Origin of the sequence: Bacteroides faecichinchillae JCM 17102 (assembly GCF_000614145.1) — a bacterium.
GTDB classification, from domain to species: domain Bacteria; phylum Bacteroidota; class Bacteroidia; order Bacteroidales; family Bacteroidaceae; genus Bacteroides; species Bacteroides faecichinchillae.
The window spans coordinates 62,192-87,266 of the sequence record NZ_BAKK01000009.1 but is presented as its reverse complement, the minus strand read 5'-3'; the positions used below and the strand labels follow the sequence as shown (position 1 = coordinate 87,266).

General features: G+C 40.0%; 19 protein-coding genes and 3 pseudogenes. 10 read left to right on the top strand and 12 right to left on the bottom strand.

What is annotated here, in order from left to right; all coding sequences use genetic code 11:
* Positions 1–20 precede the first annotated feature (20 nt).
* Both icd and JCM17102_RS06720 read right to left on the bottom strand, forming a co-directional pair.
* Positions 21–1,211, bottom strand: coding sequence for an NADP-dependent isocitrate dehydrogenase (gene icd, locus JCM17102_RS06725; RefSeq protein ID WP_025074513.1), 1,191 nt, complete (start codon positions 1,209–1,211; stop codon positions 21–23).
* 4 nt (positions 1,212–1,215) lie between these two features.
* Positions 1,216–3,459, bottom strand: coding sequence for an aconitate hydratase (locus JCM17102_RS06720; RefSeq protein ID WP_025074512.1), 2,244 nt, complete (start codon positions 3,457–3,459; stop codon positions 1,216–1,218).
* A gap of 54 nt (positions 3,460–3,513) precedes the next feature.
* On the opposite strand from JCM17102_RS06720, the gene JCM17102_RS06715 reads away from it, so the two are divergent.
* The 3 genes from JCM17102_RS06715 to JCM17102_RS28900 all read left to right on the top strand — a co-directional run bounded on the left by JCM17102_RS06715 (position 3,514) and on the right by JCM17102_RS28900 (position 7,611).
* Positions 3,514–5,466, top strand: a complete 1,953-nt coding sequence (locus tag JCM17102_RS06715) for an AAA domain-containing protein (protein WP_025074511.1) — start codon at positions 3,514–3,516, stop codon at positions 5,464–5,466.
* A 316-nt stretch (positions 5,467–5,782) separates the two neighbouring features.
* Positions 5,783–6,154, top strand: coding sequence for a BlaI/MecI/CopY family transcriptional regulator (locus JCM17102_RS06710; protein ID WP_025074510.1), 372 nt, complete (start codon positions 5,783–5,785; stop codon positions 6,152–6,154).
* Positions 6,155–6,231: 77 nt separating this feature from the next.
* The gene (locus JCM17102_RS28900; protein ID WP_245798477.1) at positions 6,232–7,611 is read left to right on the top strand and encodes a M56 family metallopeptidase; all 1,380 of its coding nucleotides are present in this window, start codon (positions 6,232–6,234) and stop codon (positions 7,609–7,611) included.
* 69 nt (positions 7,612–7,680) lie between these two features.
* On the opposite strand, the gene ilvC is transcribed toward JCM17102_RS28900, so the two are convergent.
* The 6 genes and pseudogenes from ilvC to ilvD all read right to left on the bottom strand — a co-directional run bounded on the left by ilvC (position 7,681) and on the right by ilvD (position 14,299).
* Complete coding sequence (gene ilvC / locus JCM17102_RS06700; RefSeq protein ID WP_025074508.1) at positions 7,681–8,724, bottom strand: ketol-acid reductoisomerase; 1,044 nt, start codon at positions 8,722–8,724, stop codon at positions 7,681–7,683.
* A 79-nt stretch (positions 8,725–8,803) separates the two neighbouring features.
* Positions 8,804–9,391 carry a porin family protein gene (locus JCM17102_RS06695; protein WP_025074507.1) on the bottom strand — a complete coding sequence of 196 codons (588 nt, stop codon included), beginning with the start codon at positions 9,389–9,391 and terminating at the stop codon, positions 8,804–8,806.
* Between the two features lie 9 nt (positions 9,392–9,400).
* A complete protein-coding gene (locus tag JCM17102_RS06690) occupies positions 9,401–10,144 on the bottom strand; it encodes an acyl-[acyl-carrier-protein] thioesterase (RefSeq protein WP_025074506.1) in 744 nt (247 codons plus the stop codon).
* A complete protein-coding gene (ilvN, locus tag JCM17102_RS06685; protein ID WP_025074505.1) occupies positions 10,144–10,704 on the bottom strand; it encodes an acetolactate synthase small subunit in 561 nt (186 codons plus the stop codon). Before ilvN ends, JCM17102_RS06690 begins: the two co-directional genes overlap by 1 nt.
* Positions 10,705–10,735: 31 nt before the next feature.
* Positions 10,736–12,431 (bottom strand): annotated as a pseudogene (gene ilvB / locus JCM17102_RS26520) (biosynthetic-type acetolactate synthase large subunit).
* A gap of 65 nt (positions 12,432–12,496) precedes the next feature.
* A complete protein-coding gene (gene ilvD, locus JCM17102_RS06675) occupies positions 12,497–14,299 on the bottom strand; it encodes a dihydroxy-acid dehydratase (RefSeq protein ID WP_025074504.1) in 1,803 nt (600 codons plus the stop codon).
* Positions 14,300–14,768: 469 nt separating this feature from the next.
* Between ilvD and JCM17102_RS06670 the strand changes: the two genes are divergently transcribed.
* Positions 14,769–15,356 carry an FKBP-type peptidyl-prolyl cis-trans isomerase gene (locus tag JCM17102_RS06670; protein ID WP_025074503.1) on the top strand — a complete coding sequence of 196 codons (588 nt, stop codon included), beginning with the start codon at positions 14,769–14,771 and terminating at the stop codon, positions 15,354–15,356.
* 108 nt (positions 15,357–15,464) lie between these two features.
* On the opposite strand, the gene JCM17102_RS06665 is transcribed toward JCM17102_RS06670, so the two are convergent.
* A complete protein-coding gene (locus JCM17102_RS06665; protein WP_025074502.1) occupies positions 15,465–16,751 on the bottom strand; it encodes an L-cysteine desulfidase family protein in 1,287 nt (428 codons plus the stop codon).
* Positions 16,752–16,883: 132 nt separating this feature from the next.
* Between JCM17102_RS06665 and JCM17102_RS06660 the strand changes: the two genes are divergently transcribed.
* Both JCM17102_RS06660 and JCM17102_RS06655 read left to right on the top strand, forming a co-directional pair.
* Positions 16,884–17,969, top strand: a complete 1,086-nt coding sequence (locus JCM17102_RS06660; protein WP_025074501.1) for a PCMD domain-containing protein — start codon at positions 16,884–16,886, stop codon at positions 17,967–17,969.
* 34 nt (positions 17,970–18,003) lie between these two features.
* Entirely contained in the window at positions 18,004–18,789 is a 786-nt protein-coding gene (locus JCM17102_RS06655) for a porin family protein (protein WP_025074500.1), read from the top strand.
* 194 nt (positions 18,790–18,983) lie between these two features.
* Here the strand turns inward: JCM17102_RS06655 and JCM17102_RS32185 are convergent.
* Positions 18,984–19,649 (bottom strand): annotated as a pseudogene (locus JCM17102_RS32185) (PCMD domain-containing protein); the annotation flags it as partial.
* 72 nt (positions 19,650–19,721) lie between these two features.
* Positions 19,722–20,264 (bottom strand): annotated as a pseudogene (locus tag JCM17102_RS32180) (calycin-like domain-containing protein); the annotation flags it as partial.
* A 159-nt stretch (positions 20,265–20,423) separates the two neighbouring features.
* Here JCM17102_RS32180 and aroC point away from each other — a divergent pair.
* Together aroC and JCM17102_RS06640 are read left to right on the top strand one after the other, a co-directional pair.
* Complete coding sequence (aroC, locus tag JCM17102_RS06645; RefSeq protein ID WP_025074498.1) at positions 20,424–21,500, top strand: chorismate synthase; 1,077 nt, start codon at positions 20,424–20,426, stop codon at positions 21,498–21,500.
* Positions 21,500–22,858 carry a dipeptidase gene (locus JCM17102_RS06640; RefSeq protein WP_025074497.1) on the top strand — a complete coding sequence of 453 codons (1,359 nt, stop codon included), beginning with the start codon at positions 21,500–21,502 and terminating at the stop codon, positions 22,856–22,858. The genes aroC and JCM17102_RS06640 overlap by 1 nt, the downstream gene beginning before the upstream one ends.
* Positions 22,859–22,967: 109 nt before the next feature.
* Here JCM17102_RS06640 and JCM17102_RS06635 read toward each other — a convergent pair whose 3' ends face one another.
* Positions 22,968–24,026: a linear amide C-N hydrolase gene (locus JCM17102_RS06635; RefSeq protein ID WP_025074496.1), complete on the bottom strand. Its 1,059-nt coding sequence runs from the start codon at positions 24,024–24,026 to the stop codon at positions 22,968–22,970.
* Between the two features lie 215 nt (positions 24,027–24,241).
* Here JCM17102_RS06635 and JCM17102_RS31350 point away from each other — a divergent pair, with 215 nt between their 5' ends.
* On the top strand, positions 24,242–24,436 hold the full coding sequence (locus JCM17102_RS31350; RefSeq protein ID WP_245798476.1) for a hypothetical protein: 195 nt from the start codon (positions 24,242–24,244) through the stop codon (positions 24,434–24,436).
* 246 nt (positions 24,437–24,682) lie between these two features.
* Positions 24,683–24,937, top strand: coding sequence for a formylglycine-generating enzyme family protein (locus tag JCM17102_RS31345; RefSeq protein ID WP_025074495.1), 255 nt, complete (start codon positions 24,683–24,685; stop codon positions 24,935–24,937).
* Positions 24,938–25,075: the final 138 nt, after the last annotated feature.

Below are 25,075 nucleotides of genomic sequence, written 5' to 3'. Positions count from 1 at the left end.
TCGTTTTTGATCGTTATTTCTTATTTTTCAATTCTTTCTACTATTTCACGAGTAAAAGCTGAGGTAGCCAAAGAAGTTCCTCCCGACATGAAACGAGCCAGGTCGTGAGTAGCACGAGCCTCCAAAAAGCTCTCTTCTAAAGCCTTTTCTATCAATACCGCTGCTTCTTTCCAGCCAAAATACTCAAGCATCATTACTGCCGAAAGTATAATGGAACATGGATTTACTACGTCTTTTCCGGCAATATTAGGAGCAGTTCCATGAGTTGCCTCAAAAATAGCATGTCCTGTCTTGTAATTGATATTTGCTCCCGGAGCAATTCCAATACCTCCCACCATTGCAGCCAATTGATCGGAAACATAATCTCCATTCAGATTCAATGTGGCTATTACTGAATATTCTTCAGGGATCAGCAGTGTATTTTGCAAAAAGGCATCAGCAATACAATCCTTTATTTCCAAGCGTCCGTCCGCCAAAACATCAGCAAACTCACGCTGTGCCAACTCATATCCCCACTTCTTAAAACCTCCTTCGGTAAATTTCATAATATTTCCTTTGTGTACCAAAGTCACAGAAGGTAAGTGATGATCGAGTGCATACTGGCAAGCTGCACGTACAAGACGTTCCGTACCCTCTTTTGAAACGGGTTTCACTCCAAACGAAGAGGTTTCCGGGAAACGGACCTTTGTCACTCCCATATCATCCTTCAGGAACTGATAGAACTTTTTAGCTTCCGGTGTACCGGCTTCCCATTCAATTCCAGCATAGATATCTTCGGTATTCTCACGGAAGACACACATGTTTACTTTTTCTGGAGCTTTCACCGGAGATTGTACTCCTTGATACCATCGAACCGGACGAAGGCATACATATAAATCCAGTGTTTGACGCAAAGCTACATTTAGTGAACGAATTCCCCCACCGACCGGAGTAGTCAGCGGACCTTTGATGCCTACCAGATATTCATTAAATGCTGCCATCGTTTCGTCGGGCAACCATGAACCGATAGCGTTGAATGCACGCTCTCCGGCCAAAACTTCTTTCCATTCGATGCGGCGCTTGCCTCCATAGGCTTTCTGTATTGCTGCATCCACTACGGCCTGCATAGAGGGAGTAATCTCCACTCCTACTCCATCCCCTGTAATATAAGGTACGGTAGGTACATCGGGAACCAATAACGTACCATTTTCCTGCATGGTTATTTTGCTCATCTTTTTATCTTGCATTTAAAGCAGAGCCGGCATGGAACCATGCAATCTGCTGTTCATTATAGGTATGTTGTACTTCAAAACTTTCTTTTGTCCCATCTTCATGATGAAGAACGAGTGTCAGGTTACGTCCCGGTGCAAAATTTACCAGTCCTGTTACGGAAATAAGGTCATGTTCCTGTATCTTGTCATAATCTGCTTTATCTATAAAAGTAATGGCAAGCATTCCCTGTTTCTTCAGGTTTGTTTCGTGAATGCGAGCAAAACTCTTAGCGAGAATAACGCGGACATTCAAGAAACGTGGTTCCATAGCTGCATGTTCACGACTGGAACCTTCTCCATAATTTTCTTCCGCTACTACAATCGAAGGTATGTTTTCGGACTTATACATCTTAGCAGTACCAGAGACAGTTCCATAAGTATTAGTCGAACGATTCCACACTTTATTCGTTTCACCATTAAAAGCATTGATTGCTCCCATCAACATATTATCCGAGATATTTTCCAAATGTCCGCGAAAACGAAGCCATGGTCCTGCCATAGAAATATGGTCAGTGGTACACTTTCCCTGAGTTTTGATCAACAACGGCATATTAAGCAAGTCGCTTCCATCCCAGGCAGGAAAAGGAGCCAGTAATTGTAGACGCTGTGATTTCGAATCTACCATAATTTCCACAGTTGCTCCGGCAGGAGGTATATATCCTTGATTCCCCTTAGCAAACCCGTTAGGCGGAAGTTCCTTTCCTACCGGTTCAGATAGTTTCACTTTTTCTCCATCATGATTGACCAATCGGTCTTTCAGCGGATTGAAACAAAGATCTCCGGCAATAGTCAATGCCATAGTCAGTTCCGGAGAAGCTACGAAGGCATAAGTATTGGGATTACCGTCAGCACGTTTGGCAAAGTTACGGTTGAATGAGGTGACGATAGAGTTCTTACGGGTAGGATTGTCCGTATGGCGTTTCCATTGTCCAATACAAGGTCCGCAAGCATTTGCCATAATCGTAGCACCTATCTTCTCGAATATCTCAATCATTCCGTCCCGCTCAGCCGTTGCACGAATCTGTTCCGATCCCGGATTGACAATTAAAGGCGCAGCTACACTCAGGTTCTTCTCGGCAACTTGTTCTGCTAAAGAAGCAGCACGACTCAGATCCTGATAAGATGAATTGGTACAGGAGCCAATCAATCCCACTTCCATCTTGCGGGGATACCCATTCAATAATACTTTCTCTGCAAACTCGGAAATAGGAGTTGCAGCGTCCGGAGTAAAAGGTCCGTTTATATAAGGTTCCAATTCAGTCAGATTCATTTCGATAACCCGGTCGTAGTACTTCTCCGGATTATTGATCACTTCTTCATCTGCACGCAAATCATCAGCAACGTATTCAGCCATTTCAACGACCCGTTTCCTTCCGGTAGCTTCCAGATAGGTTACCATTCGCTCATCATAAGGGAAAAGCGAAGTGGTAGCTCCCACTTCAGCTCCCATATTACAAATAGTTGCTTTACCCGTAGCCGATAGTGAAGCAGCTCCCGGACCAAAATATTCGATAATAGCATTGGTACCTCCTTTAACGGTCAAAATACCCGCTAACTTCAGAATAACGTCTTTCGGAGAAGTCCATCCGTTCAATTCACCAGTTAGTTTTACACCAATCAGTTTCGGCATTTTCAGTTCCCACTCCATACCCGTCATTACATCCACAGCATCAGCACCTCCTACACCAATAGCTACCATACCTAAACCTCCGGCATTCGGTGTATGAGAATCTGTCCCTACCATCATTCCACCGGGAAAAGCATAATTCTCAAGTACTACTTGGTGAATGATTCCCGCACCCGGTTGCCAGAAGCCAATGCCATAACGGGAAGAGACATCCCGCAAGAAATCATATACTTCCGCATTTGTCTTGGTAGCAGTGGCTATATCCTCTTTTGCTCCTTTATATGCTTGTATCAAGTGGTCACAATGTACTGTAGAAGGTACGGCAACATGTTCTTTTCCCGCATTCATAAATTGAAGTAAAGCCATCTGAGCAGTAGCGTCCTGCATAGCCACCCGGTCGGGACGGAAATTTACATAATCTTCTCCCCGCTCATAATTTTTTATATCATTCGCATGATACAAATGAGCATATAAAATTTTCTCAGCCAATGTCAAAGGGCGTTTCAATGCAGCCCGTACGTGTTCTATCTTCCATTTATAGGCAGAATAGAAAGCCTCTAACATATTCAAATCATACACCATATGCTTTTATTTTTTTTAAGTCCAACTATAAAAATAACGAACGAAGCTCCTTGATTGTTTAACAAATTGAAATATATTTTCGCTTCCAGTAGAAGATTTGTTACCTTTGCATCTATTATGAATAATAATCCGAAAAGTCCGGTAATGGACCTTCAACAACAGCAACTCCTCCTACGAATGGAGTATGAATATGAGAAGGAAGAGTTTAAGCGACAAACCGAAACGATGGGTGTCGCCCGCAAAGTAAAACGTGGTCTTTGCTGGTATCCTGCTTCTCCCGGTCGAAGTTACTACAACTCCCTAAATCAACTTGTAATAGATATTACACGAATCGAAAATAAAGAAATAGAACATTCTTTTGAGTTTGGTCGTCCCGTATGTTTTTTCCGCCAATCATTCGATGGAAAAGTGAAATATATGAATTTCATCGCAACCGTCAGTTATGCGGATGAAGAACGAATGGTCGTTGTTCTTCCCGGAGCAGGTGCACTGCTAGAGCTTCAAACGGACGATGTACTGGGCGTACAACTTTACTTTGACGAGACGTCTTATCGATGTATGTTTGAAGCATTGGAAGATGTACTTCGTGCCAAAGGTAATCGCCTTGCCGAACTACGCGATATTTTATTAGGTACTTCCAAAACCGGATTTCGTGAGTTATATCCAGTTCGTTTTCCATGGCTAAATAGCACGCAGGAGTCAGCTGTCAATAAAGTTTTATGTGCACGAGATGTTGCTATTGTACATGGTCCTCCGGGAACCGGAAAAACGACAACACTTGTTGAAGCTATCTACGAAACGTTGCATCGCGAACCGCAAGTGTTAGTTTGTGCCCAAAGCAATACTGCCGTAGATTGGATCAGTGAGAAATTAGTGGATCGCGGTGTACCTGTACTCCGTATTGGTAATCCTACGAGAGTAAATGACAAGATGTTGTCATTTACTTACGAACGCCGTTTTGAGAATCATCCTGCTTACCCCGAACTTTGGGGTATCCGAAAATCTATCCGGGAAATGGGTAACCGAATACGACGAGGAAGTTATTCCGAACGGGAAGGCATTCGTAGCCGTATGAGTCGTCTACGCGATCGTGCTACAGAATTGGAGATCCAAATTAATACTGATCTATTCGACAGTTCACGAGTGATTGCTTCTACTTTAGTGAGTAGCAATCACCGTCTGCTTAACGGGAGACGTTTCTCTACTTTATTTATTGATGAAGCTGCCCAAGCAATCGAAGCTGCTTGTTGGATTGCCATTCGTAAGGCCGACCGGGTTATTCTTGCCGGAGATCATTGCCAACTTCCTCCCACTATCAAGTGTATTGAAGCTGCTCGTGGAGGACTCGCCCATACGTTAATGGAAAAAATAGTAGCACAAAAACCATCTGCCGTCTCTTTACTTAAAGTACAGTATCGGATGCATGAAGACATCATGCGTTTTCCTTCCGAATGGTTTTACCATGGAGAACTGGAGGCTGCTCCTGAAATACGTCATAGAGGAATACTAGACTATGATACTCCAATGAGTTGGATCGACACATCAGAGATGGACTTCCATGAGGAATTTGTAGGAGAAAGTTTCGGAAGAATCAATAAACAAGAAGCCAATCTGCTACTGCAAGAATTGGAAGTGTACATCAACCGGATAGGCAAACAAAGGATCTTAGATGAACGAATAGACTTTGGACTAATTTCTCCATACAAAGCACAGGTTCAATACCTGAGAAGTAGAATCAAGGGAAGTAATTTCCTTCGTCCTTTTCGTAGCCTCATTACGATCAATACCGTCGATGGTTTCCAAGGGCAGGAACGGGATGTGGTATTTATCAGCCTAGTACGAGCTAACGAGGATGGACAAATCGGTTTTTTGAATGACTTACGACGAATGAATGTCGCCATCACACGAGCACGTATGAAATTAGTCATTTTAGGTGATGCTGCCACGCTGACGCAACACTCGTTCTATAAGAAGTTAATGGAATATATTAATCTTGCATCTTTCTAATAATACTATAAAGATGACTTCATACCAAGTCCTATTTCTCTTAACAAGTTATAGGAATTAAAGGCATATTAAGATAATCAAAGTTCAAATTAAACCATAATATATAGAACCCAAAAGCACCTTATCTCTTCTAAGAAATACTTCATATCTGATCGTTATCTTATTATATAAAGGTATTCCTGTATTATCATGCATTATATAATCCCATGAAAATTAATAGAATACAAAAATATTCTTAAAATATTTTGTTTTACGTCCTATATATTCTACATTTGTAGAGCAAAATATAAACTATGTAGAACAACTCCTTAAATTTATGAAGTTATCAAAGACAGAAGAACAGTTGATGGACATTATTTGGAAGTACGAGCAGGTTTTTTTCAAAGAAATCATAGAAAGTTATCCGGAACCCAAACCAGCCTCTACTACTGTGGCTACATTACTAAAAAGAATACAAGATAAAGGCTTTATCAATTATAAGTTATTCGGTAATTCACGTCAATACTATCCCTTAGTAAAGAAAGAAGATTATTTCTCAAGAAGTCTCAAAGAAATAGTGAAAGACTACTTCAACGATTCGTCATTGCAGTTTGCATCTTTCTTCACAAAAAATAGCGAGATGACCGCTGACGAACTTGAAGATTTGAAAAGGATTGTAGAACAAGAACTCAACAAAAAGAAAAGATGATACTTTATTTAGTAAAATCGATATCCTGTGCATTATTCTTTTTAATCGTATATCATTATCTAATAGAAAAGGATAAAATGCTTAAGTTCAAGAGATTCTTTCTCTTGGGAATTCTTGTGTTTTCTTTGGTCATTCCATTTGTTGGTGTTCCACAGATTCAAGAATCCTTCCCACCGGTAGAAGAAGTAGTCAGTACATATATAGTTGCCATACCGGATAATTCTGTAGAGTCTGCTAATATTCAACAACAGCCTGCTAAAATATCATTCTCATGGATATACATTCTGGGAGGAGTATATCTTTTGGGCGTATTTACACTTTTGCTACGATTCATAGCTAATCTTTCAAACCTGATAAAAATGACGAAAGACCATCCAATTATTAGCAAACATGGCAATGTCAAAATAATAGTGGAAGATGGATTAAAAGCATCCTTTAGTTTTCTCAATTATATATTTATCAGTAAGAATGATTACCTGGATAAAAATGTAAGAAACGAAATATTGATTCATGAATTAATACATGTCAAACAGAAACACTCGGCCGATGTTTTGTTTGTTGAACTATTAATTGTCTTTTTCTGGTTTAATCCGGCTCTTTATCTATACAGAAGAGCTATCAAACTTAACCATGAGTTTTTAGCCGATGAAGGAGTAATTAATAGCACAGGAGATATTCCTGCCTATCAAATGTTATTGATAGATAGGGCTACCTATCCTCGTGTATGTTCACTAGCAAGCAGTTTGACTTATTTAATCACTAAAAAACGTTTGATTATGATGGTAAAAACAACATCGAAAAGAACATTTCTTTTCAAATTGATTGTATTGATTCCTGCATTTCTAATTGCTGGTAGTATTTTTTCAGCTAAAATGATTGCAGGAACAAATGTAGATATCCCAATGGATATAATAATAGACCAATCGGTTTCAACTGAAGATAACGTTATTATTGTGCCTGGAAGTGGAGTTTCTCAGGAGAAAATGGAGGAGTATTCTAGAATTGTCACTAAGTATGTAGGCGAAGTTACTGATGAAAAAATTTCATGGAAATCGTTCGATATCTCAAAGGAGGATGAATTAATACTGTATCCTACTTATATTCAGATGACTAATGAACAACGAAATAAACAGTTGATCGGTTTTGAGTCACCATTTACAGTACTTAAATTACGATGTCCCAATAATGATGAATTGAGAGGATGTCTTAAGAAAGATAATATATGGGTTGACGGGATATTAGTTGATAATAATACCGCAAATTCATACAATCGCAAAAACATAGTCTTTTTCCTTACTTCAAATAATACCAATAAATCATATTTGTGGACAAAGAAAGGGTACGAAGCATATATGAACCAGTATGAAAAACAGGTTCCATTAGACGAATTACTTAAATTGCCAACAAAAAAGTGGTTCCGCATTGGCTATTTTAACAAAAGTCACTCCATGAAATAACCAAAGTAAAGGGTGCCCTTGCAAAAAAGGACACCCTTTATGTTACTGGATATTATAACCTATACCCAATTAATTATTTTCCGGACGAAGCTTACGAACAGTAACAGCAGTCTGCCACATTTCGCTTTCACGTAATTGACGAAGTTCTTCGTTCAGTTTTTCACGATAATCAGGCTGTGAGTTGCTATCGATAGAAATCTGTGCTTCATTACCAGTCTTTACACTGTGATACAGTTTTTCAACTACCGGTTTGATAGCATCGTGGAACGGGCCCATCCAGTCAAGAGCACCACGCTGAGCAGTAGTAGAACAGTTTGCATACATCCAATCCATACCGTTCTTTGCAAACAATGGCATCAATGACTGAGTCAATTCTTCTACTGTTTCGTTGAATGCTTCAGAAGGAGTGTGACCATTTTCACGTAATACTTCGTATTGTGCCAACAGTAATCCTTGGATAGCTCCCATTAAAGAACCACGCTCCCCTGTTAAGTCAGAAGTAGCTTCACGAACAAAAGTAGTTTCAAACAAATATCCCGAACCGATACCGATACCTAATGCAATCGTTCTGTCCATAGCTATTCCCGTAGCATCCTGATAAATAGCATAAGAAGAGTTCAATCCACGACCTTCAAGGAACATAGTGCGCAATGAAGTACCGGAACCCTTAGGAGCCACCATAATTACATCAATGTCTTTAGGAGGAACTACACCTGTGCGATCACTCCAGGTAATAGCAAAACCATGAGAGAAATAAAGTGCTTTACCCGGAGTCAGGTAAGGTTTGATAGTCGGCCATACAGACATAACAGCTGCATCAGACAACAGACACATGATAATTGTACCTTTATCACAAGCCTCTTCAATGCTGAACAAAGTCTCACCCGGAACCCATCCGTCTGCAACTGCCTTTTCGTATGTTTTTCCTTGACGCTGACCTACAATTACGTTAAAACCATTGTCACGCAGATTCAATGCCTGACCAGGACCTTGTACACCATAACCGATTACAGCAATTGTTTCATTTTTCAATACTTCACGAGCCTTTTCCAAAGGAAATTCGTCACGGATTACTACAGTTTCTGTAACACCGCCAAAATTCAACTGTGCCATTTTCTTTTTCAATTTTTAAGCTCCCTTTATCCTCCACAAAGAGATAAGCAAGAGCGAGTTATTAATAATTATAATCTTTCTAAAATCCTACTGTCCAACCTATATTAAATTGGAAGATGTTATTACACCTCTTTCCGGAAGCGGACCATTCTTCAGGATGCTTCTTCCAAGCATCCATTAGTCCAAAGTTGTAACTTGCCGAAAGTTGTAAACCAAAGTCCCATTGATAACCTGCACCAACTCCCACAGAAAAGTCAAACTTACGAACCCTATCGATATCCGATAAGCAATCCTCATCCCTTCCATCATCCCGGACTACATTAAAGCCAAATTGAGGACCTGCAAATAAAAAGAATCCTCTATATACATATCCTTTTGCATAAACCGGTATACTAAGGTAATCCAACTTTGCCGTATATGAAATATAATCCGTACTAAATTTATTACCTAACATCAGATAATAAATTCCTGTTTCAATTCCTACCCTTTTGTTCCAAATAAGTCCTGTACCCAATCCAAAATTAAATCCGGGACGTGTACTAGTGTTACCTTTGTCATTGTTAGTGAAATTGGATAATCCCAATCCCACTTTAGGTAACAAATAAAAATCCTGAGCACTTGCCTGAACCGTTATCAAAAGGAGCAATATGAAACAGTACTTCTTCATCTCAATCTTTTATTCAAATACTACCTTCGAACGGCAAACAACCTCGTTACCATGTTTTCTCACTTCTACATGAAACTCATTTTCATTCGCTTCATCACAAAAGAAAGTAAGTGTATCTCCATAATAACTTTCCGCCACATACGCCATTTCAAAACGACGAATACGTTTGGTCTTATATAGTTCAATTGGAAACAAGTCCAAAATATGTTCGATATAGCGAATACTGTTTACATGACCATTTATATCAATATCACTGTATTTAGCCATTATTGTGGCCGATGGCTCAGTTGAAGTCACCTTAATACGCGAAGGTTTTTCTATCGGACATGGTTCATCGCACACATAGTCTACGATACTCCCTCCATGCAATGCCAACAAATCAGCTGGCTTACGAGTATTCAGATTAATCATCGCCCATACGGAACGAGCATAACCGATTTTCTTTCCGTCCTTATTGATGACAGCGAAATTACGATCCGTAAACAGACGATAGACATTCTCTACCCACGTCTGAACCGTAAACTCTTCATACTGATATGGCATCTCATCCAACTCGATAGCCAAACGCGAAAGTACCCATGTATAATTATCCTCATTTAATGTGGCAATTCCGAATCCCCGATCACTAGCATGAAAACCTGCACAATTCAACAAATGATTTCCCAATACTCCCATTGTCAGACGACCGTTGAAATCTACATGGAAAGGTTCTGCTACAAACTTATAAGTACCTATTTTGTTTTCTCCGTTCATTATTCTTGTTGTTTCTTGCTTTGGTTATACTTTGCTTCCTGTCCATCCAGAAATTCATTTACCCGTTCGAAACAACTTGTCGTAATAGCCACACGACCGGAACGGACAAATTGCAAAACACAATTCAAAGCACGTAACTCACCATAGAGGGAAGTAATCTCTTCACTCATACCATTTTTCTCTACAATAGAGAAAACCGGATTCACTTCCACAATACGTGCATTGTACTTGCGAATAAGTTTCGATGCTTCCGTATTCTCTTGAAAAGCAGGAGTCGATACTTTATACAAAGCTATTTCATGAAAATAGATTTCATCTTCGGTAAAGTAATGAGCCTGAATAACATCAATCTTCTTTTCAATCTGTTTCACCACTTTCTCAATAGTATCCTTATCTGTCCAAGCTGTAATCGTGTATTTATGTACCCCTTTTATTGAAGAAGCAGAAACATTCAGACTCTCAATATTTATCTGTCGACGAGTAAATACAGCTGTTACCTGATTCAGTAATCCGGCTATATTTTCGGAATGAACTATAATCGTATATAATGTTTTATCCATAACTTTTTAAATCTTCATTCTTCATTTATTTTCAGCATTCCAATAGCATCTGGTTTACCGAACCACCCGGAGGTCATTGGCAATACATTTCCTTCTTCCACCACACAAGCTTCTAGTAAGAAAGGACCATCGGTCGCAAGCATTTCGTTGATAGCTCCCTTTAATTCCTCACGAGTGAAAATCCGTCTGGAAGGAATATCATAAGCAGATGCAATCTTCATATAATCAGGATTCAACATCGGTGTAAAAGAATAACGGCGATTAAAGAACATCGCTTGCCATTGGCGTACATTACCCAGATAGTTATTATTCAAACAAATCATTTTTACTGGAGCCTTTTGTTCCATTATGGTTCCAAATTCCTGAATATTCATCTGAAGTCCTCCGTCTCCCATAAATACACATACAGTACGGTCAGGACAGCCGAATGTAGCTCCAATAGCTGCCGGAAGCCCAAATCCCATGGTTCCAAGTCCTCCCGAAGTTACTATACTCCGTTCTTTAGTATACTTAAAGTAACGAGCAGAGATCATTTGGTTCTGGCCGACATCAGTTACCAGAATTGCCTCATGTCGGGTAGCATCACTAACTGCACGTACTACCTCACCCATACTTAATGATCCAGTAGGGGGATTAAGTTCCAAGCGGATAACCTTTTCTTCCTCAATCTGCTCATATTCTTTAAAGCTGTCAATCCATGCAGTATGTTGTCTCTTTTTCAGCAAATTGGTTACAGCTACCAATGTCTCTTTACAATCTCCCAGTACAGCCACATCCACTTTCACATTTTTATTTACTTCCGCCGGATCAATATCGAAATGAATAACTTTTGCCTGTTTCGCATAAGTAGCAAGGTTTCCTGTAACACGATCGTCAAAGCGCATACCAACAGCAATCAATACATCGCACTTATTGGTATTAATATTCGGACCTAAATTTCCATGCATACCCAACATACCTTTATTCAAAGGATGATCGGTAGGTAAAGCAGAAAGTCCAAGTAAAGTACATCCGGCAGGCATATCTGCTTTTTCAATAAAAGTACGTAGTTCTTGTTGGGCATTACCCAATTCTACTCCTTGACCTACCAATACTAGCGGACGTTGAGCGTTATTAATAAGTTCTGCAGCTTCTTTTACAGAATCCTCATGAGTGTCGGGAACCGGAACGTAGCTACGGATAAAATCTTCATTCGTAGGTTCATATTTCGTTTTTTCAACTTGCGCATTCTTAGCAAAGTCCAATACTACCGGACCGGGACGACCACTACGTGCAATATAAAAAGCACGTGCTATTGCCCACGCTACGTCTTCCGCACGACGAATCTGATAGCTCCATTTAGCAATAGGTTGGGTAATACCTACCAAATCTACTTCCTGAAAAGCATCTGTTCCCAAAAATCCTGTTCCAACCTGTCCTGCTATTACAACAATCGGCGTACTGTCAATCATTGCATCTGCAATACCGGTTACAGTATTAGTTGCACCAGGTCCACTGGTTACCAAGCAAACACCTACTTTTCCCGATACGCGGGCAAAACCTTGTGCTGCATGTGCAGCTCCCTGTTCATGACGAACTAATATATGATTTAAATTCTTTCGATGATCGTACAAAGCATCGAATACCGGCATTATAGAACCTCCCGGATAACCAAAGATAGTATCTACCCCCTGATATTCTAAGGAACGCATCAACGCCTCCGCACCTGTTATTAAGTCTTTACTCATAATAATATAGTAGTAGCATACCAGCCAATCATTAATTGGCAAATGCACTTATTTTTTAATTATTCTCAATCAATTAATCTCACCGCTCCTTTATCGGCAGAGCTTGCCATACTGGCATATGCTTTCAGACTCTTCGGCACATAGCGATCGCGAGTGACAGGAGTCATCGGGCGGGCAGCCAGTTCTTCATCAGTCAGTCGCACGTTAATCGTTCGGGCAGGAATGTCGATTTCAATAATATCTCCATCCACTATTTTTCCAATATTACCTCCGGCAGCTGCTTCAGGAGAAATATGTCCGATACTCAATCCGGAAGTTCCACCGCTGAAACGTCCGTCAGTGATCAAGGCACATTCTTTTCCTAAGTGACGGGATTTGATATAAGAAGTCGGGTAAAGCATTTCCTGCATACCGGGACCACCCTTCGGACCTTCGTGCGTGATGACGACAACGTCGCCGCTGACGACTCGTCCACTTAGGATACCTTCGCAAGCAGCATCCTGCGAGTCAAAAACTTTTGCGGGTCCTGTAAACTTCCAGATACTTTCATCTACTCCTGCGGTTTTTACTACACAACCGTCCTGAGCAATGTTTCCTTTTAGTACCGCCAATCCTCCGTCTTTGCTATAAGCATGTTCAATATCACGAATACAGCCGTGGGCGCGATCTTTATCTAATTCCTTATAATATGTATCCTGTGAGCCCAGAACCAAGTTAAACTTATTTCCGGCCGCACTCGAATATTTCTTAATTGCTTTTTCGTTTACATTCGAACTCATTAAGGAGTATTCATCAATAGTTTCCGCCAAAGACATTCCATCTACACGACGAACTGATGTATCCACTAAACCTCCTTTTGCCAGTTCATCCATAATAGCAATGATACCACCGGCACGATTCACATCCTGGATATGGTATTTCTGAGTATTCGGAGCTACCTTACATAAACAAGGAGTTTTGCGAGATAACATATCAATATCATCCATAGTGAAATTTACACCAGCTTCGTGAGCTACTGCCAATAAGTGAAGAACTGTATTGGTTGAACCACCCATCGCAATATCCAATGTCATTGCATTCAAGAAAGCCTGACGAGTAGCAATGCTGCGTGGAAGTACACTTTCGTCCCCCTCTTCATAATATTTCATTGCATTCTCCACGATCAACTTTGCCGCGTCTTTGAAAAGCTCAGTACGATTCTCATGAGTGGCAACAATCGTCCCATTACCCGGCAATGCTAGGCCAATTGCTTCATTCAGGCAGTTCATGGAATTAGCCGTAAACATTCCCGAACAAGAACCGCAAGTCGGGCAAGCACTTTGTTCAATCTGTTCCACTACCTCATCACTTACACTTGAATCTGCCGACTTAATCATTGCATCAATTAAGTCCAAATGCTGCCCTTTCCATTCACCGGCTTCCATCGGACCACCGGAAACAAATACCGTAGGAATATTCAGCCTCATAGCTGCCATCAACATTCCCGGAGTTATCTTATCACAGTTGCTGATACATACCATAGCATCCGCTTTGTGTGCATTGACCATATATTCTACGCTATCAGCAATAATATCACGTGAAGGAAGTGAATAAAGCATACCATCATGCCCCATAGCGATACCATCATCAATGGCTATTGTATTGAATTCCGCAGCAAAACATCCTAGCTTCTCAATTTCAGCTTTCACATACTGACCAATCTCATGCAGATGCACGTGTCCCGGAACAAATTGTGTAAATGAATTAACGATAGCTATAATAGGCTTCCCCATCTGACTCTTCTTCATGCCATTGGCTGCCCATAATGCACGGGCTCCTGCCATGCGGCGTCCCTGCGTACTAAACGAACTGCGTAATTGCTTTTTCATTTCAATATTTCTTCTAATTAAAAAGCCTTCCTCACAATAGTGAGAAAGGCTCCAAATTTTATCTTTTATAGTACGAATACATACATAAAACCTTTCTCACGCTCTTGATGGGACCACCACGACGCGAATAATATGCAGAACTGCTAGGTTAATAGATGTATGTAACATATTCATAACTTCTTTTCATTTTCGTGATGCAAAGGTAAGGGCTTTTTTCTTATCTCCAAACAAATCGAAGAAAAAAAACACAAAAAAGCGAATAATCGTAAGAAAAGTATGGATATAAGTCCTATTTTATCACTTTAAGATTAAAATTCCGCTATTAATCACAAGAATACATAAGTGTTCGTTTTTAACATTTCGCTTAATAATCTGAAATTTACTATCTTTGCACCCGGTTCAACCAAATAAAGTACGTATCTTTGTTCATTCGGAATACCGGAATTATTAATCAGAAATAACAAATTAAATGGAAACAGCAGAAAACAAGTACATTACCGTTGCATACAAACTATATACAATGGAAAACGGAGAAAAAGAATTGTTCGAAGAATCTAAAGCAGAACATCCTTTCCAATTTATCTCCGGGCTAGGCGCAACACTTGAGGATTTTGAAAACCAGGTAACCGGTCTTTCAACAGGTGATAAATTCAATTTTACCATTCCTGCTGAAAAAGCTTATGGCGAGTACGATGAGCAACACGTTATCGATCTCCCTAAAAACATCTTCGAAATAGATGGTAAGTTTGACAGCGAACGCGTAAAAGAAGGAGATATTGTTCCTTTGATGACTTCAGAAGGACAACGTGTAAACGCTAGCGTAGTAGAAATCAAACCCGATGTAGTGGTTGTAGACCTTAACCACCCACTAGCTGGTGCCTCTTTGATCTTTGAAGGTGAAGTAATCGAAAGCCGTCCCGCTACTAACGAAGAAATTCAAGAATTAATAAAGTCTATGAGCGGTGAATGCGGATGCGGATGCGATAGTTGTGGTGGCGGTTGTGGCGATCATGAATGTGGTGACGACTGCGGTTGCGAAGGCGGACATTGCCATTAAGCAAGACAAAAGGTAAACGAAATACAAAGGGGTCCCCCCCTTTTTCAACGAAATCCCCCCCTTGCACAATACAATTGTAACAAGGGGGATTTTAATTTTATGAAGGTTTCAGCACCCCTTGTGTGTCATAATATCAAGAACCATTTTATCCGTTTCATTCATAGCTTGCGAACCAATTCGAGTCAAGTTACGAATACTTTGATCTACATCTTCGTCAATAATTCCTTCAACAGAAGTAACATAACGATTTTCCATTGCCATCATAGCAGATAATACAGCAGTTGATACTCCCGTAGTTACTTTTAGAGCACAACTAGGTTTTGCCCCGTCACAAATCATACCAGTCAAGTTAGCGATCATGTTTTGAACGGCAAAAGCGACCTGATTATAATTACCTCCCATCAACCAGGTAATTCCACAACTGGAACCTGTAGCAGCTACAACACAACCACATAAAGCGGACAGACGTCCAAGACTTTGCTTGATATAGATAACTGTAAGATGACTTAATATTAAAGCGCGAATTAATTCTTCTTCTGTCTTATGGTTCTCTTCGGCAAAGATTACAACGGGAAGAGTGGCAGAAATTCCTTGGTTACCACTGCCGGAGTTGCTCATAACCGGAATCATTGCACCTGCCATTCGGGCGTCACAAGCTCCGGAAGTATAAGAAAGGATATGAGAGAAAATACTATCTCCCATCACTTTATATTCATATGCTCCGCGAAGCATTTTTCCCAAAGAGTGTCCATAATTACCGGCAAAAGACTGTTCAGCGGCAGCTTTATTCAAACGGGCAGTATCAAGAATAAAACGGATTTCATCCAGAGGAGCCGTCAAAGCAAAATCATAGACTTTACGTAGATTTAACTCTAGCAATTCTTCTTCATCCTCTTCATTGGTTATTTGCCGTTTGTCAAGCAGAGTTTTATTGTCGGTTGCTATATACACAAAGGTAGTATGACCTCCCGCAATTACGGCTTTCGCTATTCTATCAGCTGCCTTACAAATGACTTCTATATACAATTTCTCAGTAATATCCTCTTTCAAAGAAATACAAATCCGCTTTTCCCCAATAAACTGTTTTCCCTGCTCTACAGCTTCCGGAGTACAATCCTTTAAAACTTCCAGCTGATATTCCGATTTTCCGATCAAAGCTCCTAAAGCAATTGCTATTGGAAGTCCGACCATGTCTGTTCCGGGAATACCAACTCCCATTGCATTCTTTAATATATTGGCGCTTAACAGTACTTCGACTTTTTCAGGTTGCACTCCTAGAGTTTCAGCAGCTTTGGCAACACAAAGTGCTACAGCGATAGGTTCAGTACAGCCTATTGCCGGAACGACTTCTCTTTTTATTAAACCGATGATTTGTTTCCTTTCTGATTCAATCATAAATAACATAGATTTAGTTCCCACAAAAGTAGGAAAACTTTTCTACTGATCATCTTATATTGAACAAATAAAATATCATATTGTTATAAAACACTTGAAGTAATAATATGTATAAGTAAATTTAATAAAAAAATGAGAGCAAAACACGTAATTATCTATACGTTGTCAATAATCCTCTCCACTGCATGTATCCGCAATGAGGCCCCAAACGCAGAAGCTGATATATTAACTTGCAGTTTACCAGGAGTCATCATGACGACTAATCCTATCATAAATAATAATTCCATCATTCTCTTTGTTGGTCCGGGAACTGATCTATCAGCCCTTGCACCAGAATTCACTCTTACACCGGGTGCAAGCATCACCCCAGTCGGAGGAACAGAACGCGACTTCGAATCGCCACAAAAATACACAGTAACCGCTGCTGATGGTTTTTGGAAGAAACTTTATACAGTATCTGTTATCGATACGGAATTAGCAACCAACTACAATTTTGAGGATACACTTGGTGGACAGAAATATTACATTTTTGTAGAGCGGGAAGCAGGGAAAGTAATTATGCAATGGGCAAGTGGAAATGCCGGCTATGCTTTGACCGGAGTTGCCAAAACAGCCGACGACTACCCAACCTTCCAGACAACAGATGGTTATGAAGGCAAATGTTTATCGCTTGTTACCCGCAGCACCGGATTTTTCGGACAAATGGTGGGAATGCCCATCGCAGCAGGTAATCTCTTTATAGGTTCTTTTGACGTAAACAACGCTATGACCAATCCATTGAAAGCAACTAAATTCGGTCTTCCTTTCAGACATGTTCCTACTTATCTGGCAGGTTATTATAAATATAAAGCCGGAAGTCAATTTACTGAAGGTGGGAAGCCAGTCAATGGCAAACGAGATATATGTGATATATATGCCATCATGTATGAGACCAGTGAAACAGTTTCCACTCTTGACGGAACCAATGCGTTCACAAGTCCGAATCTGGTATCAATGGCGCGCATCAATGACGCTAAGGAAACTAACGAATGGACTTATTTCAAACTTCCGTTCACTACCCTTCCTGGAAAGTTTATAGACAAAAAAAAGCTCCAAGAAGGAAAATATAACATATCTATTGTCTTCTCTTCCAGCCTTGAAGGAGATCATTTCAATGGAGCAGTCGGCAGCAACCTACAAATTGATGAAGCTGAACTGATTTATCATTTGGAGAATTAACAGCAAAAAGAATACTCATTCTAACAATAGAATTATGAAAATTTATCCCTATATAGTAAGTCTGCTGATTGCCGCAGGAGTTGCTTTACCCACCTACTCTCAAGTAGATAGAAATGAAACGCTTATTCGTTCTGCCCTGCATGGATTAGAATACGAAATAAAAGCAGGTTTTAGTATTGGTGGTACAGCTCCACTTCCGCTTCCGGCAGAAATTCGATCTATTGATAGTTACAAACCTACTCTTGCTATCAGTATCGGAGGAGAAGTAACCAAATGGTTCGCTCTTCAAAACAAGTTTGGAATCATTGCCGGACTTCGACTCGAAAATAAATCCATGATCACACAAGCTACTGTAAAAAATTACAGTATGGAGATTCTGGGACAAGGTGGCGAAAGAATAAGTGGAGCATGGACAGGTGGAGTAAAAACGAAAGTTAATACTTCTGGTCTGACTATTCCACTGATGGCTACCTACAAAATAAATAACCGCTGGAATATAAAGGGAGGTACTTATTTCTCCTATCTACTTTCTAGAGAGTTTTCCGGACACGTATATGAGGGGTATCTTCGTGAAGGAAACCCAACAGGAGACAAAGTGGAATTTAATAACGGAAAAATCGCAACTTATGATTTTTCAAATGACTTAAGACATTTCCAATGGGGATTGCAGTTCGGTGCAGGATGGAGAGCATTCAAACATCTCAATATCTATGCAGACCTCACATGGGGATTGAATAACATCTTTAAAAGCGATTTCCACACGATTACATTTGCCATGTATCCTATCTATTTAAACATAGGATTCGGATACGCATTCTAAGATTCTTTCTCTTACTTTTGAACAGATTGTGTCACCTTATTGGCACAGTTGTGCCAATAAGGTGACACAATCGTTCCAATATGGTGGCACAACTATGCCAACCCACTGGCACTCATACAACAATATTATTCCTATATTTAGTTGTCTATATCCTTAAATACAAATCATTAAAAGACTTTCCAACAGAGCTATATTTACTCTGCTGATATCAATTCAAAATCATCCACTATTAGTACACTGCCCGGAGCTCCACAAAACTTATCCCCTTCTTTGCTGGACGAACAGATAATAGCAAAACGGTATTTCTGATGGGTATCATAAGGCTTGGTATAATTTAAAGTAATATCAAAGAAGGTCCAATCAGATTGTGCTCCTCCTTCCAAAGAGGCTGTTGCCACCACTCTATCTGAGGTATAAATATCGACTCCCGTCAGACAGTCGGAGTAATCAGCTTTGTACTCATCGGTAGTATATAATACAGCTTTGATAGAGAATGCATCGGTTTGGGCAACGTCTACTGTTGCCACATCACAAGTTTCGACAGATTGACAAACATAATAATCTTCACCCGGGGCATACTTATAATATCCCTTTAGTGAAAGCGGCTTTTTACCAAATTCAATACCAAACTTAGTACTTTCAAGTGTGTTTGGGAAGCTAGTTTTAAAAGCTCCCAAAAACAATGAACCGGTAGTAACTTTCGGGATCTTAGCAAATCCCGCATCCTTTCCTTTAGAATCCAAGGTTTCAATTTTTGCAGCAGATTTTCCCCAATGTGCATCACTCGTTTGCGTCACTACATATTTATCCACATATCCCATTCCTTTTAGTAATTGAGCACCTGTATTACTAGAACTCCATCCGGTCGGTTCATAAAAAGTCATGTCCGGTTCTTGTCCTTCCACACCGGGAACCCAAGTTTCAAAGTCATAATAAGTGCCCGTATCGGTTACAAGTTTTACTCCATCAAAGGAGACTTTCACCGTCTGCCCCAACGTTGGTACTTTAACGAGAATATCCATATCGATATCTCCGCCTTCCACATCACCCTCTACACTAGTAGCACAACTACCCAATGCAGCACCTGCTCCCTGAAAAGTCAAGTTCTGCTGCCCCGTAAAGTTATAGGAAGTTCCGTCTTTTTTGACAACACACTTATCAACAACAATATCCCCAAGTTTCAATATCGTGCCATTGAGAAACAATTCGAATTCTTTCAATTCCATCTTTACTTCCGTATCACTGACCTGAGAGATTGTAATATTCTTCGTCAGACCGTCAGCGATAATAGTTTCCTGATCCGAGCCATTCGGTATCATAACAATATCCAAATTTCCACGATAAGTTCCTACGACAGCAGGAGCGGTCACTGTAGGCGTCTCTTCTTTCTTTCCGTTATCATCATCATTACTACATGCCACAAAGAGGCTGACAAAACAGACCAATGCACATAAATACAATAGATTCTTTTTCATACATTTCGGGTTTAGTTATTAAAAAAGTCATCACTTATAAACTAAAAAAGGAAGAAAAGGTTCAAAAAGCCTCTATTTCTGAAGATATTTCGAAATCACAACCTTCTTATCAAAAACTTTGTTATATTTGCATAGAGTAATTTTAAATAAGCCACAACTATGTTTAATTCATTTGGCAATATCTTTCGACTCACAAGTTTTGGTGAGTCTCATGGGAAAGGAGTAGGAGGAGTTATCGACGGATTTCCCTCAGGAATCTCCATTGATGAAGAATTCGTGCAACAAGAGCTAAACCGGCGCCGTCCGGGACAATCCATTCTTACCACACCGCGCAAAGAAGCGGATAAAGTAGAATTTCTATCAGGTATTTTCGAAGGAAAATCTACCGGTTGTCCTATCGGATTCATTGTATGGAATGAAAACCAACACTCCAATGACTATAATAACCTGAAAAACGTATATCGTCCTTCACACGCCGATTATACTTATAATGTGAAATATGGTATTCGTGACCATCGTGGCGGTGGACGTTCTTCGGCACGCGAAACGATTTCGCGCGTTGTAGCCGGTGCATTGGCAAAGTTAGCACTTCGCCAGTTAGGTATCGATATCACTGCTTATACTTCACAAGTAGGAGCCATTAAGCTGGAAGATAACTACTCGGACTATGATCTTGATTTGATTGAGACAAATGACGTACGCTGTCCCGATCCGGAAAAAGCAAAGGAAATGGCAGACCTTATATATAAGGTAAAAGGAGAAGGCGATACGATCGGTGGTACAATCACTTGTGTTATCAAAGGATGTCCCATCGGATTAGGACAACCGGTTTTCGGTAAACTGCACGCTGCACTAGGTAATGCAATGCTTAGTATCAATGCCGCTAAAGCCTTCGAATATGGTGAAGGATTTAAAGGATTGAAGATGAGAGGCTCCGAACAGAACGATGTTTTCTTCAATAACAACGGACGAATTGAAACACATACCAATCACTCCGGAGGTATACAGGGAGGTATCAGTAACGGACAGGATATTTATTTTCGTGTGGTATTCAAGCCGATTGCAACCTTGCTCATGGAGCAGGAAACTGTTAATATAGATGGTATTGATACTACCTTGAAAGCTCGCGGACGCCATGATGCCTGTGTGTTACCACGTGCCGTGCCTATCGTGGAAGCAATGGCTGCCATGACCATACTCGATTACTATTTGTTAGATAAAACAACGCAATTATAATGAACGATATTCAGAAATATATAACTGCAAACGAACCGAAAATGATGGAGGACTTGTTCAGCCTCATCCGTATCCCAAGTATCAGTGCTTTGCCGGAACATCATGATGATATGCTTGCATGTGCTGAACGATGGGCACAACTTCTTTTGGAAGCCGGAGCCGACGAAGCACTTGTAATGCCTTCGAAAGGAAATCCAATTGTATTCGGTCAGAAAATTGTAGATCCAAACGCTAAAACCGTATTGATATATGCTCATTATGACGTAATGCCTGCTGAACCGTTGGAACTTTGGAAAAGCCAACCTTTCGAACCAGAAATTCGGAATGGATATATTTGGGCACGAGGTGCAGACGACGATAAAGGGCAATCTTTTATTCAGGTAAAAGCTTTTGAGTATCTGGTTAAGAATGAGTTATTAAAGAATAATGTAAAATTTATCTTCGAAGGAGAAGAAGAGATTGGTTCCCCCAGCCTGGAGGCTTTTTGCGAAGAGCATAAAGAGTTATTGAAAGCGGATGTAATTCTGGTATCGGACACTAGTATGCTAGGTGTGGAACTTCCGTCATTAACAACAGGACTTCGCGGATTAGCTTATTGGGAAATTGAAGTGACCGGACCGAATCGGGACTTGCATTCCGGTCATTTTGGCGGTGCAGTCGCTAATCCGATAAATGTACTTTGTGAAATGATCAGCCAAGTAACGGATGTGAATGGAAGAATTACAGTTCCCGGTTTTTATGACGATGTGGAAGAAGTGCCACAAGCGGAAAGAGAAATGATTGCACATATTCCTTTTGACGAAGAAAAATATAAAAAGGCAATCGGAGTAAAGGCTCTTTTTGGAGAAAAAGGATATAGTACACTGGAACGTAATAGTTGCCGACCTTCATTTGATGTTTGTGGTATCTGGGGTGGATATACAGGAGAAGGTTCTAAAACAGTTCTCCCTTCAAAAGCTTTTGCCAAGGTTTCTTGTCGTCTGGTTCCGCATCAGGATCATCATAAGATTTCTCAATTATTTGCTGACTACATTCTTGGTATAGCTCCTGACACTGTACAAGTAAAGGTAACTCCGATGCATGGAGGACAAGGATATGTTTGTCCTATTTCACTTCCTGCTTATCAAGCAGCAGAAAAAGGATTCGAGATAGCATTTGGTAAAAAGCCGTTAGCTGTACGACGTGGTGGAAGTATTCCTATCATTTCAACGTTCGAGCAGGTTTTAGGAATCAAAACTATATTAATGGGCTTTGGACTTGAATCGGATGCGATTCATTCGCCTAATGAAAATTTCTCATTGGATATTTTCAGAAAGGGAATAGAAGCAGTTATCAACTTCCATTTGGAATATGCGTAATGGGATAACTGAAATATAAATGATCATCATAATTAAAACGGTGGATTAACTTGCATCTCGCAGTCTATCCACCGTTTTATTTTATAATAACCCATCATCCAATCAACATTTACATTACGGGAGTTTGAAAAAGGAAGGTAAACGGATTACTATCCTTCAAATCTTTCACAGCATCTCCTGCATAGATCTCACCATGGGTTAACGCTAATTTCTTCACACCTGCTTTCGGGCTAAAATCTATTTTCTTTAAATCCAACCAAAATAGATTTGGAGTTAAAGTAGACTCAAAATAATATACTTTATTCTTCTGATCAGAAACGGTACGCCAACGAGTAGAAGAGATATACGGTTTATCCGGAGTATTAATACCAAAGGGAACCGATACATTACGCATCACACTCAATACACTGGGAACTGCAATCTTCTCGTCCGAAGTCTGAGGAATTGTATGAATATAGAAAGAAGCACGAACAAAGCGGTCACTTGAACGATTTGTCCCCGGAAGCATTTGTATCCCTCCTATTTCTTTCCAATAATCGTTAATAGCCAACTGGTCTTCATAACGTGGAGAGTTTGTCATTACCTGATATTCTTTTCCTTCATGAATATTCAGCTTACCGTCCAGATATTCCAAAATTGCCGTATTACCGCTATCATCCGTAATAGCAAGATGTAAAGTAGACTCCGGTCCGTTATTCGGCATACGGGGAGCGTCAATCCGAAAAGTTTCTTTTTTCAATTCATCTACAGCTTCACGCACTGATGCAAAATTATCTAGCACATATTGAGTCCAGATACTGATTCCCATTGCCGGACGTGTATCTCCCGGAAGCGAATAAACAGATTCCGGCAGAAAAAGAAGACTGGCTACCAGACCTTTTTCATTCATACCATCACAAGTACCGATATCATAACCAGTCGCAATCACACTTCCATATTTAGAAGTCCAGTTCACTGTTTTCTCTTCATTATGCCCTGCCCTTTTCATTCCACGCGGAAACACATAGATATTAGACATAATATCCTCTTTCCAATCCATAGTACGACCAGTTATTACCATTTGGTCAGGACCAATATAGACTGCTCGAGTACAAGCACCTACAGGCTGCACACTCCATAAAGAGACAGCAACTAATAACAGAGCCACTCCTACCAACTTCTTTTTCATATTCTCATCTATTTAAATTATTGACATTCTTATTGTACGAGAACAATTATACAATGATTAATGCCGAAAAGTTAGACTAATTTAAAGAAAAAAAGGAAGTTTGACCATAAATGGAATAAAAACTCAAAAAAGCAGATTAAATTACTTTAAGAACTAATTTTGCAGTTATTCTCATCGCTTCTTGTCTAATATACAATACTAGATATAAAACTCTTATGGAAAAGAAATATAGGAAACAAATTCTAACGATATTTTTCCTATTATTGGAAACAACATTATTAACAAGCACCGCACAAGAACAACCTGTATGGGATCGCTTTTACGATAGATACCAACGTGACCGAATTATCATTGATACTATTCCTTCAATACTAGAAAATGCGCTAAACTGGTCACCTACTGTGAATTAAGAACAAAAGGAAGTGATACACTATTATATTATGAAACATGGCCTATATAGCAAGGTGGAACAACGAACATGGGAGAAAACAATGCCTTTCCCGTAACTGTTAATTCTTTCTTTATAAACCGTTACGAAGTAACACAAGACGAATATTATTATAGGAAAGAATCCATCCAATCTGCACAGACGCGATCATCCAGTAGATCAGATCTGTTAGTTTGATACTGAGTAATTCACCAAACAACCTTCCACGTTGAGCGGACTCCCTTTTCGATTACCATTTGAAGCAGAATGGGAATACGCAGCACGTGGAGGAGTAAACACTAAAAACTATATTTATGCCGGCAGCAACAATCCGGCAGAAGTAGCCTGGTACAGAATTAGAATTAGAAATGAAAATACTTATGTATCTCAAAGTGTGGGCAAAAAGAAGCCAAATGAATTAAGACTTTATGATATGGCTTCAATCCACCTCGGTGGGATATCAATTACGGATTGCGTCTGGTAATGGTATTACCAGACAACCAATAACTACATTCTCAAAACAATTAGTATATAGGAGAAAGATTCGCCATTGTCACATCTCAATCACAAGATTATGACTCAAAAGCCTTGCGGTAAGTACATCCACTTCTCCATTCCGAAC

Bases quoted from the DNA above. Each gene is read 5' to 3' on its own strand.
- JCM17102_RS06690 (WP_025074506.1), bottom strand. From the start codon at position 10,144: ATGAACGGAGAAAACAAAATAGGTACTTATAAGTTTGTAGCAGAACCT.
- JCM17102_RS06640 (WP_025074497.1), top strand. From the start codon at position 21,500: ATGAACGATATTCAGAAATATATAACTGCAAACGAACCGAAAATGATG.
- JCM17102_RS06655 (WP_025074500.1), top strand. From the start codon at position 18,004: ATGAAAATTTATCCCTATATAGTAAGTCTGCTGATTGCCGCAGGAGTT.
- JCM17102_RS06670 (WP_025074503.1), top strand. From the start codon at position 14,769: ATGGAAACAGCAGAAAACAAGTACATTACCGTTGCATACAAACTATAT.
- JCM17102_RS06635 (WP_025074496.1), bottom strand. From the start codon at position 24,026: ATGAAAAAGAAGTTGGTAGGAGTGGCTCTGTTATTAGTTGCTGTCTCT.
- ilvC (WP_025074508.1), bottom strand. From the start codon at position 8,724: ATGGCACAGTTGAATTTTGGCGGTGTTACAGAAACTGTAGTAATCCGT.
- JCM17102_RS31350 (WP_245798476.1), top strand. From the start codon at position 24,242: ATGGAAAAGAAATATAGGAAACAAATTCTAACGATATTTTTCCTATTA.
- JCM17102_RS28900 (WP_245798477.1), top strand. From the start codon at position 6,232: ATGCTTAAGTTCAAGAGATTCTTTCTCTTGGGAATTCTTGTGTTTTCT.
- JCM17102_RS06695 (WP_025074507.1), bottom strand. From the start codon at position 9,391: ATGAAGAAGTACTGTTTCATATTGCTCCTTTTGATAACGGTTCAGGCA.
- JCM17102_RS06660 (WP_025074501.1), top strand. From the start codon at position 16,884: ATGAGAGCAAAACACGTAATTATCTATACGTTGTCAATAATCCTCTCC.
- ilvN (WP_025074505.1), bottom strand. From the start codon at position 10,704: ATGGATAAAACATTATATACGATTATAGTTCATTCCGAAAATATAGCC.
- JCM17102_RS06710 (WP_025074510.1), top strand. From the start codon at position 5,783: ATGAAGTTATCAAAGACAGAAGAACAGTTGATGGACATTATTTGGAAG.
- JCM17102_RS06665 (WP_025074502.1), bottom strand. From the start codon at position 16,751: ATGATTGAATCAGAAAGGAAACAAATCATCGGTTTAATAAAAAGAGAA.
- JCM17102_RS06720 (WP_025074512.1), bottom strand. From the start codon at position 3,459: ATGGTGTATGATTTGAATATGTTAGAGGCTTTCTATTCTGCCTATAAA.
- icd (WP_025074513.1), bottom strand. From the start codon at position 1,211: ATGAGCAAAATAACCATGCAGGAAAATGGTACGTTATTGGTTCCCGAT.
- aroC (WP_025074498.1), top strand. From the start codon at position 20,424: ATGTTTAATTCATTTGGCAATATCTTTCGACTCACAAGTTTTGGTGAG.
- ilvD (WP_025074504.1), bottom strand. From the start codon at position 14,299: ATGAAAAAGCAATTACGCAGTTCGTTTAGTACGCAGGGACGCCGCATG.